Consider the following 8,522-nt stretch of genomic DNA (forward strand, 5'->3'; position numbering starts at 1 on the left):
GATGGTACTGGCGGCTACGGCGCACTCGCTGATGACGTCACTGGCCGTACACATCATTGAATCCCGTACGCCTGACGGATTCGGAACAACACCCGCACCGATGAGGAAAATAAGCAGAAAGCGGGTCGCCTGCACCTGTACTGAACAACGCAACCCTGGCCCTGGCATGATGAAGACTGAGAAAATAAAAACTGGAATTATCCGTTCTGCCTGTGCAAAAGTCAGAGTCTACGACAATCACAGACTCTGTCCGTCAATATCGTCCTCTCGACGACCGGGCGGAGGGAAGGACGACCATGCCAAGCGCGAAGAGAGTGACACGACATACGGCGAAATGAGTCTCAGCACGGATGTTCTGGAAGATCTCCACTGCCTCCTTGACACATATTCAGAAAACCTGCAGGAAAAACTGCTGCTTCTGGCAGTAGCGGCACATTCCCTGATGACCGCACAAGACATTGAGTATTTTGAATCACTGCTTCCCTGCGGGCATAGAATACAATTTATTAACAATGAAGCGTAGGAGCCGCGCTCCCCACCTGAAAATTACCCACCCTACCTGCACTGAACTATCAGCCCTGGTAAAAACAGTTCAATAACTAAACGACACCGTTCAGTTGACCGTCGCCATACTGCTAGCTTCTCCCTTTCACTGCCGTTGCAGACCAGATCGCGCCCTACCCGACACAAAAAATACAACCAACCTCTTTCTGACTAATATCAAGGAAGTGGCCTTGTTAAAATGAACTGAGAATCGAGAAAATAAATGAAATGAACGCAGCATTATTAATTCCACTCCCGTCATCAGGAGGGCATGAAGATGCCGTAGCCGTTCAATAACCCACAACTTATGGTGCGGCGAGTTATTGAACGTGGTCATTATTTCTCCTTAACCAGACGCGCCATCTTTCAGCCAGCGCAGTAATCCTGCAATAAACTTCGTTGAGTTAGGCATAAAGTAACTGCCGTGGTGATAGCACGGGTCTAATGTCGTCGCCAGCACTCGCCCACCGCCCAGCGGCGCGTCAAACAGAATACAGCCGTCTTCCTCTGCCTCTATCAGCGATCTGCCTCCTGGCGGTGGCGTCAACCCGCCGTGGTGGTGCCAGGTGCAGTCCTTTAGCGTCAGGTAATGGAACAGACTGTGATCAGGTGCGGTCAGGCACAGCCCGGAATTTGGATTTTCTTCCAGCCACCACCAGAAGTTGCAGACGCCGTTGCGCCACGTTATGCCATCCAGCCATTGATGTAAGCCGCTTTCTCCCATCACGACCAGCATCCCGCCGCGCGCAAGAAAGGCATCCAGCGTGGCCCTGACGCTGATTAAGTCCTGCGCGTTCTGACGGCTGGCGATATACAGGCAGTCTACATCATCAAGGTTTTCATTGGCCATATCGCAGACATAGAGGTTGCGGCAGAAAAAAGACGTGAAAGCCGGATCGTGATAAGTGGCATGATGGTAGTAGGTGCCGCCGTCAACAAAAGCAATGCGCATAGTGTTCTCCCGATTACCGTTGAGCGCTGGCAATATATTCCAGCATCCATGTTAATAGTTGTGGCGCGATGCGTGATGCGCTGGTGCCATCGTTCTGGAACAGCCACATATTGTTGCCGCTGTGCATCAGGATGACGCCGCCCTGCGGGCGTCTCCAGATCCAATCAACCGGCGTGCCGTCTTTTTTCAGACGATGGATAACTGTGGCCCCTGAAGGGGGTGGGTTGCCACCCCTGGCGTAAAACCCGGCGACACCTCGACGAAAGGAGAGGTGCTCGCTATCCACATCGGCAAACACCGGGTGTTCATGCACCTTCTCCAGAACCAGATCGTCACGCCTCCGGCTTGCTGCAACCCGAAATAGTTCAAGGCCGTAAAACAGCGGGTAGGCCAGATGACCGTTAAATACGATGAGCCCTCCCGCCACCAGGTGCTCCTCCAGCTCCTCGCACCAGGCCATGAGCGCTCGCTGATCGATATGCGCTTCAATCAGAAGAACCGTCCGGTGTTGCAGCTGTTCTCGCGTCAGACCTCTGACCGACAGAGATTCCGCTCCACTCTCTTTCAGTAGCCGGGAAAAGTCCGGGAGTTCATGGGAAGTACAGCGTAAATGAAGCAGTTGGCTCACGGTATTGGCACTCCTTGTTGGTGGGTAAACTGTGGAATAACGACCCATCGATCTTCTATCTCGGCACAACGTACCGGCAGGCGATAGAGTCGGCTCAGGGTTGCGTCAGTAATAATCTTTGACGGTGAACCAAACGCCCAGTCGCCTTCAGGAAACATCAGGAGACAGTGGGTGGCAAAATCCAGCGCATGTTGTGGAGAATGGGTAATAAATGAAATGGTGTAGTCCTGTCGGGCAAGATCCTGCAACAGTCGCAGAATTGTTGCCTGGTTGCGCCAGTCCATTGCGGCAGTAACTTCATCCAGTAAAATGATCCGTGCTTCGGACGCCAGCGCCTGCGCCATCAGCACCAGCTGTTGTTCTCCGCCTGAAAGAGAAGAAAACTCCCGGGAGGCCATATGCTGTAGCCCCACCCGGCCCAGGGCCTGTTCACAGATCCGGTAATCCTGATGATTGGGCGCGCGCAGTAAGCCTACATGCGCAGCCCGGCCGACCAGCACCGTTTCGTATACCGAAACGGCCAGGGAAACCGTCGTGCGCTGAGGAACAAAGGCGATGTCGCCGCCGCGAGAAACGTGCCCTTGCTGGCAGGATAACTTGTCCGCCAGCAGTTTCAGCAGGGTTGATTTTCCAGCGCCATTGGCACCCAGGATCATACACAAAGCGCCCTGCGGCAGGGAGAACGAGAGATTTTTCAGTATCGGCGAGTGGCGCGACGAATAGCCCCAGGTGATGTCATGTACCGAGAGCATGGCAGTGGCAGACTGGCTCATTGCGATCTCCTGATCCGGCGAATTAACCCGGCGAACATTGGCGCACCCAACAGCGCCGTCAGCACGCCGAGTGGAATTTCCACTGCGCTCAGCGTTCTGGCAAGCGTATCCACAGCAATAAAGTAGCTGGCCCCCGCCAGGCTTGTATAGAGCAGAAAGTAGCGATGGTTCTGCCCCAGCATCATTCTCACAAGGTGCGGCACCACCAGGCCAACCCAGCCGACCACGCCACACACTGCGACGCTGCCTGCGGCAATGAATCCGATAGCCAGCAGCGCCAGCCGCCGCGCCCGTATCAGGCGCGGCGTGTGGGCTCCCTGTACCGTGATAACCATCAGCTGATAGCGCAACAGCCAGAGCAGTATCAGGCCGCCACCGATGACTGGCAGAGCAGTCAGTACCCGCTGCCGATCCGTGCCGGCAAGGCTGCCCATCAGCCAGAAAACGATCGACGGCAGCTGGTTTTGCGGATCGGCGAGCAGCTTCATTAGCGATACGCCAGCTGAGAACAGCGCGCTCATCACGATGCCAGAAAGGATCAGGAGCAGCGTGTCGTTCGCGTTTTGGTTCTGCGCGCTGCCCGCCAGCCAGACCACAGCCGCCAGAGCAAGTAGTCCACCCGCCAGCGCGCCCAGAATCAGCGCCCATCCGTCGCCAATGAACATCATCATCAGGATGCCACCAAAGGCCGCGCCTGACGATACGCCCAGCAGGTTCGGTTCTGCCAGCGGGTTACGAAACAGAAACTGCAGTGCGGCTCCGGCGCCGGAAAGACCGGCGCCGACGATGAGTGCCAGCAGAACCCTGGGTAAGCGGATATCCACAATTAGCCGTTGCTGTAATGCGGGCGCATCGCCCAGCAGCGCCTGTAATACTTCGCCTGCCGGGACGCTGAAACGGCCAACCATCAGCGCCCCAAGGCCTGTCAGAAGCAGCAGCGCCAGCAGGAATAATACACGCCATGACCGTTTCATTGCTGACCCTGTTTACGGCAAAACTGAGCGCAATAGTTCAGGCTGTCGCCGTTTGCCGGGAGTTTCAGGATGCGGTCGAGCTGCTCTTCGCTTAAGGTATAGTGATAGATAAACTGATACGCCTCCTTCACGCGGGTGCGAAAATTTCCCTGCGCCATATGGGGATGGAACAGGGTGAGCAGCCAGTGCTGCGTCAGTGGGGATTCCTGACTGGGAGGTTCCCAGCGAAAGCCACCGCGGGGATAGGAGTAAACCCGTCTGGTCTTAATCGCGTCGATTGCCGCCAGTCGGGGATCGTTCAGGAGATCCGCCGGGGTCAATCCTGCTTCGAAGTTATTGAGCAAAATGACCTGCGGGTTCCATTGCAGCAGCTGTTCTACGTCGACGGTAACAAAGCCAGGCAGAGACTGCGCCATATTGTTGCCGCCAGTACGGCGAATGTCGCTGTCCATACTGGTGCCTTTCCCTGCGACCTGTAGACCTGCCCGCACCCGGTAAAGATAAACCACTCCGGGACGCTCGTCTGGCGTGACTGTGGCGGCGAGCCGCTCCACGGCGGTAATTTCGTCGTCAAACCATTGGGCCAGTTGACGCCCGCGCCCGGGCTTTCCCAACACGTCGCCAGCCAGCGTAAACCAGTGGCGGGCGAGCCGCGTGTCGCCGTAGTTGACCGTGACCACCGGCAGCCCCAACTGCCTGAGCGGGGTAACTATCGCATCTCCCCGATCGCCCCACTGGAACACCACATCCGGTCGGGCTGCGGCGACGGCCTCTACGTTGGGCGCAAAACTGTCGCCGGCAATATCAGCAGCAATATTTTTCGCCGCCGGGTAGATTTCCCCCAGCAACCCTTCCGTCACGTCGCTGACGCTTGCGCGGTTCATGCCGACCAGCCGTTCCGGACCGCCGTCAATCGCCATAATGGTGGACGCCAGTGGAATGACGAAGGTAATGATACGTTGCGGCGGTTGCGTAATAACCACCTGTTGCTGGTTTTGGTCGGTCACCCGCATAGCGGGCGGGGCGGCATCAGACTTCGTCGCCGATAGCCAACCAAAGCAGGCCAGCAGCAGAATGGACGATGTTTTTTTCATCAGTAGTCCACCGTGAGTTTTAGCACGAAGGCCCGGCCGGGTTCGACTAACGGGTTAGTGTAGGTTTGAGGCAGGCGGATGTTTTCCGTGCCGGAGGGCGGCGTCTGGGTGGCGTCAAACAGGTTTTCTATCCCTGCCGCCAGCTTCCAGCCGGTGAATCTGTCTCCCAGCCAGGCGTCAAGATACGCGCCTGCATAGAGGTTGACGTTGGCGAAGCCCGCCGTCTCACGCTCCTGCTTTTTGTCGATGCGCTTACGCCCCTGTACGGCGGTCACGATCGCCTCGCTATACCAGTCGCTTTGATCGTAGCGCAGCGATACCGACGCGGTCAGCGGCGAAATGGCGGGCAGCGGCTGGTTAGCGGTATCGTTCGTGCCCCATAGCGTGGCAAGGCTGTAGCGGCTGCTCCAGTACTGATTAAAGTAGGTTTGCCCTTCCAGCTCCAGGCCTCTCAGGGTGGCTTTGGCGACGTTCTGCCGCTGATTCAGGCCGCTGTTGTTGATGGGCACCAGAGAAATCAGATTGTCGTATTCGCTTTGCCAGCCGGTGAGCGAGATCTGGTGTTGGTCGCCGTACCAGCGCAGGCCCAGCTCGGCGGTAATGTTGGTTTCAGGCTTTAGCTCCGGGTTTGGCAGGGTCTTTACCGTGCCCGCCACGCTGGTCAGCACCATCGACTGCGCCGAAGGGGCGTGGAAACCGCGGCTTAAGTTCCCCACCAGATGCCACTGCGGCGTCATCTTCCATACGCCCCCTAAGCTTCCTGTCAGGGCATAGTGTTTCTGGCTGGTTTTACCGGCGAAGGCATCTTTTTGGATCTGCTGCTCCATGCGGGTCTGGGAGCCGATGTCCACCAGGACCGTGTCGCCGCGCAGCGCGGAGTTCAGATTAAAACTGTCGCTAATCGCCCAGTTGTCGTTAGCGAAAAGCCCGATGTTTGTCGTGCTGGTATCCCGCTCCATCGGGACCTGGGGGGTTTGCGAAACCTGTGCGCCTGAGGGATCATACGCTTTAGTGTGCGTCTTGCGCCCTTTGGTGTCGCTGTACCAGAAGTCGCCGCCGTAGCTGACCGCGTGATCGTCCAGCTGTTTTTGTGCCGTCAGGTGTCCGCCCCAGACCTCGGGACTGTATACCTGGATTTGTTGCAAAGTATAGGCCTGGGTTTTCGGGTTGCGGTTCATCTGGTAGATATCGGTGCGGAAATCCCGGCGATACAGCGTACTTTCCCACTGGTCTGCCAACCAGCCTGCCCGTTTATCTTCGTAGGCCAGCCGCAGATAGCGTTCGATAATGGGGCTTTCGTTCACCAGTCGGTTCGGGTAGCCTGGAGCAGCACCCAGCCCGCCGGCGCGCCCGGTGTCCACATCGACGAAACGTCCGGACAGCTCCCAGCGGGAAAGTTCACCCAGACGGTAGCCAATGTTGAAATCCACCGCTTTGCTCTGCGAGTCGCTGTTATGCGCTTTTCCTTCCGGCGTGTTGTAGTCGTTCGCGTGCTGGTAGCTGGAGCCAACCATAACGTCAAAGCCGTTTCCGCCGCCGGAAAGTTCGGCCCGACCACCGTAAAGATTATTGACGCTGTTCCACTGTGCGGCGCGCAGCGTTGGGGTCAGGGCGAAGGGCTGGTCGGCGTCGATTTTGGCACGCCGGGTAACGATGTTAATTACGCCGGTCATCGCGTCGGAACCATACAATGCCGAAGCAGGACCACGGATAACTTCGATACGTTCAATGGCGCTGGGATCCAGCATATTAAACTGCAGTGTATTGCGGCCCTCGTAGCGGTCGCCATCAATCGCCATCACCATGCGCCCGTCGTTGCTGTTAAATCCGCGCATCATGATTTGCCCGCCGAGGCCGCCGGAGCGCACGTACTGAATGCCCGGTATTTCTGCCAGCAGATTCTGGATACCGGCATAGCCTGGTCGTTCGGCGATCTGTTGGGAAGAAATAATGGTCACCGTACGCGGCGAGCTTTCTGTCGAGGTGGTCGACCGCGTCGCCTGAACGATAATCTGTTCCTCTTTATCGGGCTCGGCTGCCAGCGTTTCGCATATCACGACGTTATTCAGAAAAAGCGCGGCTCCCAGACACAGGCGCGATGAACTCGGTACTTTCATACGATGGTCAACTCCCTTTTTGCAATAGTATTTCTGGATATATTGATTTAGATAATGATAATCATTCTTAATTGATGATAAGAGCAAAGGGAAAAATTGAGCTATGACAATTATCAACGCCAGAAGCATGATGCTTGCGGACGCCGTTCAGCTATTAAAGTCAACGCGGTTGCTGGAAGGCATACGCTCCGAACTGTATGAACGACTCATGCAGGAAGGCGTTTTTATCCGTCTGGAGAACAAACAGGCGATCTTTCATCAGGGAGAGGAGGCTGATTTCTGGTATCTGGTGCTAAACGGCCAGGTGAATACTTTACGATATGGCCGTAACGGTGAAGAGCTGGTTTATCAACACAGGCTGCGCGGACAGTTGCTGGCTACGCTGGTGATGTTTATGCCGGAGGGACGTTATCCCGTACACGCCTGGGCCAGTATGCCATCCCTGGTGTGCCGCTGGCCGCGCAGGATGTTACATCAGTTTTGCCTGACTCAACCTGATATCGGCATCCGCCTGTTGTCAAGCGCCGGAGAAATGCTACAACAGGCAATGGACAATATTGAGTCATTTAGCTTGTGTACGCTGGAGCAGCGGGTTGCGCGCTACTTGCTTAAAGTCAGCGAAACACAGGGTCGCCATATCACCTTTTCAGTCACTCAACGTCTGCTGGCACATCAGTTGGGTATTCGTACTGAAACCCTTAACCGTTTGCTTGCTCAGTGGAAAAAGACAGGGGTAATTCATGGAATGGGAAATAACCTGTACCTTCACGATATGGATTTCCTCATAAAAACAAGTGGAAAAACTTAAGGGGCGCGTCGCTGAGCTTGTAAGGTTTGTTGAGCGGCGTTGCGGATGAAGGTATCGGTGAGAAGCATTGCCCATTGAACTGCTGACAGTCAACGCCGGTAATGAGCCAGTTGAACTCATCCTGAGAGAGGGACCAGACTTTGTCGCCCGTACGAGGTCAGCGGAATTGCCCTTAATGCAGACGACGGACGTACAGCCAGATATCAGGGGAGCACCGACAGAGGAAAGGCTTTCAGAACGTCAGCTTAAAACGAAACCGCTTCTGAAATCCATGAAGTGTTGGCTGCGCGAAAAGATGAAAACCCTGTCGCGACATTCAGAGCCGACGAAGGTGTTCGCTTACACCCTGAATCAGTAGCCAGCGCTGACGTACTATGCGGAGGATGACTGGGCGGAAGCGGATAACAACCAGACAGTAAACGTCCTGCGAATAGTCAACCTGGGTCGAAAAAACTGGCTGTTCTTCGGGTCGGATCACGGAGGCGAGCGAGGTGCGTTGCTGTACATGTCAACGACGGGTAAAAAGTGATCCACTTACATCTCCACCGACGGTCTAATATTGATCCACCGTTTTACTCAGGATTAGCTTCCGCTATAACCCCAGCCTTTCGTTTCTGTTTCAGTCGATAGCTC

Annotated in this window: 8 protein-coding genes and 1 pseudogene; 3 read left to right on the forward strand and 6 right to left on the reverse strand. The window is 55.8% G+C overall.

Going from position 1 to position 8,522, the window contains the following annotated elements:
- Position 1 precedes the first annotated feature (1 nt).
- Positions 2-523, forward strand: coding sequence for a hypothetical protein (locus tag BZK42_RS22205; RefSeq protein ID WP_080860245.1), 522 nt, complete (start codon positions 2-4; stop codon positions 521-523).
- Between the two features lie 366 nt (positions 524-889).
- On the opposite strand, the gene BZK42_RS22210 is transcribed toward BZK42_RS22205, so the two are convergent.
- Genes BZK42_RS22210 through BZK42_RS22235 form a run of 6 tightly spaced genes read right to left on the reverse strand, consistent with a single transcriptional unit; the run spans position 890 to position 7,081 of the window.
- Positions 890-1,495 carry a hypothetical protein gene (locus tag BZK42_RS22210; RefSeq protein WP_080860247.1) on the reverse strand — a complete coding sequence of 202 codons (606 nt, stop codon included), beginning with the start codon at positions 1,493-1,495 and terminating at the stop codon, positions 890-892.
- 13 nt (positions 1,496-1,508) lie between these two features.
- Positions 1,509-2,123, reverse strand: a complete 615-nt coding sequence (locus BZK42_RS22215; RefSeq protein WP_080860249.1) for a hypothetical protein — start codon at positions 2,121-2,123, stop codon at positions 1,509-1,511.
- Complete coding sequence (locus tag BZK42_RS22220) at positions 2,120-2,896, reverse strand: ABC transporter ATP-binding protein (RefSeq protein WP_080860250.1); 777 nt, start codon at positions 2,894-2,896, stop codon at positions 2,120-2,122. Before BZK42_RS22220 ends, BZK42_RS22215 begins: the two co-directional genes overlap by 4 nt.
- The gene (locus tag BZK42_RS22225) at positions 2,893-3,870 is read right to left on the reverse strand and encodes a FecCD family ABC transporter permease (RefSeq protein ID WP_080860252.1); all 978 of its coding nucleotides are present in this window, start codon (positions 3,868-3,870) and stop codon (positions 2,893-2,895) included. Before BZK42_RS22225 ends, BZK42_RS22220 begins: the two co-directional genes overlap by 4 nt.
- Complete coding sequence (locus BZK42_RS22230) at positions 3,867-4,964, reverse strand: ABC transporter substrate-binding protein (RefSeq protein ID WP_080860254.1); 1,098 nt, start codon at positions 4,962-4,964, stop codon at positions 3,867-3,869. The genes BZK42_RS22225 and BZK42_RS22230 overlap by 4 nt, the downstream gene beginning before the upstream one ends.
- Positions 4,964-7,081, reverse strand: coding sequence for a TonB-dependent receptor (locus tag BZK42_RS22235; RefSeq protein ID WP_080860256.1), 2,118 nt, complete (start codon positions 7,079-7,081; stop codon positions 4,964-4,966). Before BZK42_RS22235 ends, BZK42_RS22230 begins: the two co-directional genes overlap by 1 nt.
- Positions 7,082-7,184: 103 nt before the next feature.
- Between BZK42_RS22235 and BZK42_RS22240 the strand changes: the two genes are divergently transcribed.
- Both BZK42_RS22240 and BZK42_RS22245 read left to right on the forward strand, forming a co-directional pair.
- Positions 7,185-7,889, forward strand: a complete 705-nt coding sequence (locus BZK42_RS22240) for a Crp/Fnr family transcriptional regulator (protein WP_023223075.1) — start codon at positions 7,185-7,187, stop codon at positions 7,887-7,889.
- A gap of 196 nt (positions 7,890-8,085) precedes the next feature.
- A pseudogene (locus BZK42_RS22245) lies at positions 8,086-8,394 on the forward strand (IS66 family transposase); the annotation flags it as partial.
- Positions 8,395-8,522: the final 128 nt, after the last annotated feature.

The organism is Citrobacter braakii, from assembly GCF_002075345.1.
Taxonomy (GTDB): domain Bacteria; phylum Pseudomonadota; class Gammaproteobacteria; order Enterobacterales; family Enterobacteriaceae; genus Citrobacter; species Citrobacter braakii.

Bases quoted from the DNA above. Each gene is read 5' to 3' on its own strand.
- BZK42_RS22205 (WP_080860245.1), top strand. From the start codon at position 2: ATGGTACTGGCGGCTACGGCGCACTCGCTGATGACGTCACTGGCCGTA.
- BZK42_RS22210 (WP_080860247.1), bottom strand. From the start codon at position 1,495: ATGCGCATTGCTTTTGTTGACGGCGGCACCTACTACCATCATGCCACT.
- BZK42_RS22220 (WP_080860250.1), bottom strand. From the start codon at position 2,896: ATGAGCCAGTCTGCCACTGCCATGCTCTCGGTACATGACATCACCTGG.
- BZK42_RS22225 (WP_080860252.1), bottom strand. From the start codon at position 3,870: ATGAAACGGTCATGGCGTGTATTATTCCTGCTGGCGCTGCTGCTTCTG.
- BZK42_RS22230 (WP_080860254.1), bottom strand. From the start codon at position 4,964: ATGAAAAAAACATCGTCCATTCTGCTGCTGGCCTGCTTTGGTTGGCTA.
- BZK42_RS22235 (WP_080860256.1), bottom strand. From the start codon at position 7,081: ATGAAAGTACCGAGTTCATCGCGCCTGTGTCTGGGAGCCGCGCTTTTT.
- BZK42_RS22240 (WP_023223075.1), top strand. From the start codon at position 7,185: ATGACAATTATCAACGCCAGAAGCATGATGCTTGCGGACGCCGTTCAG.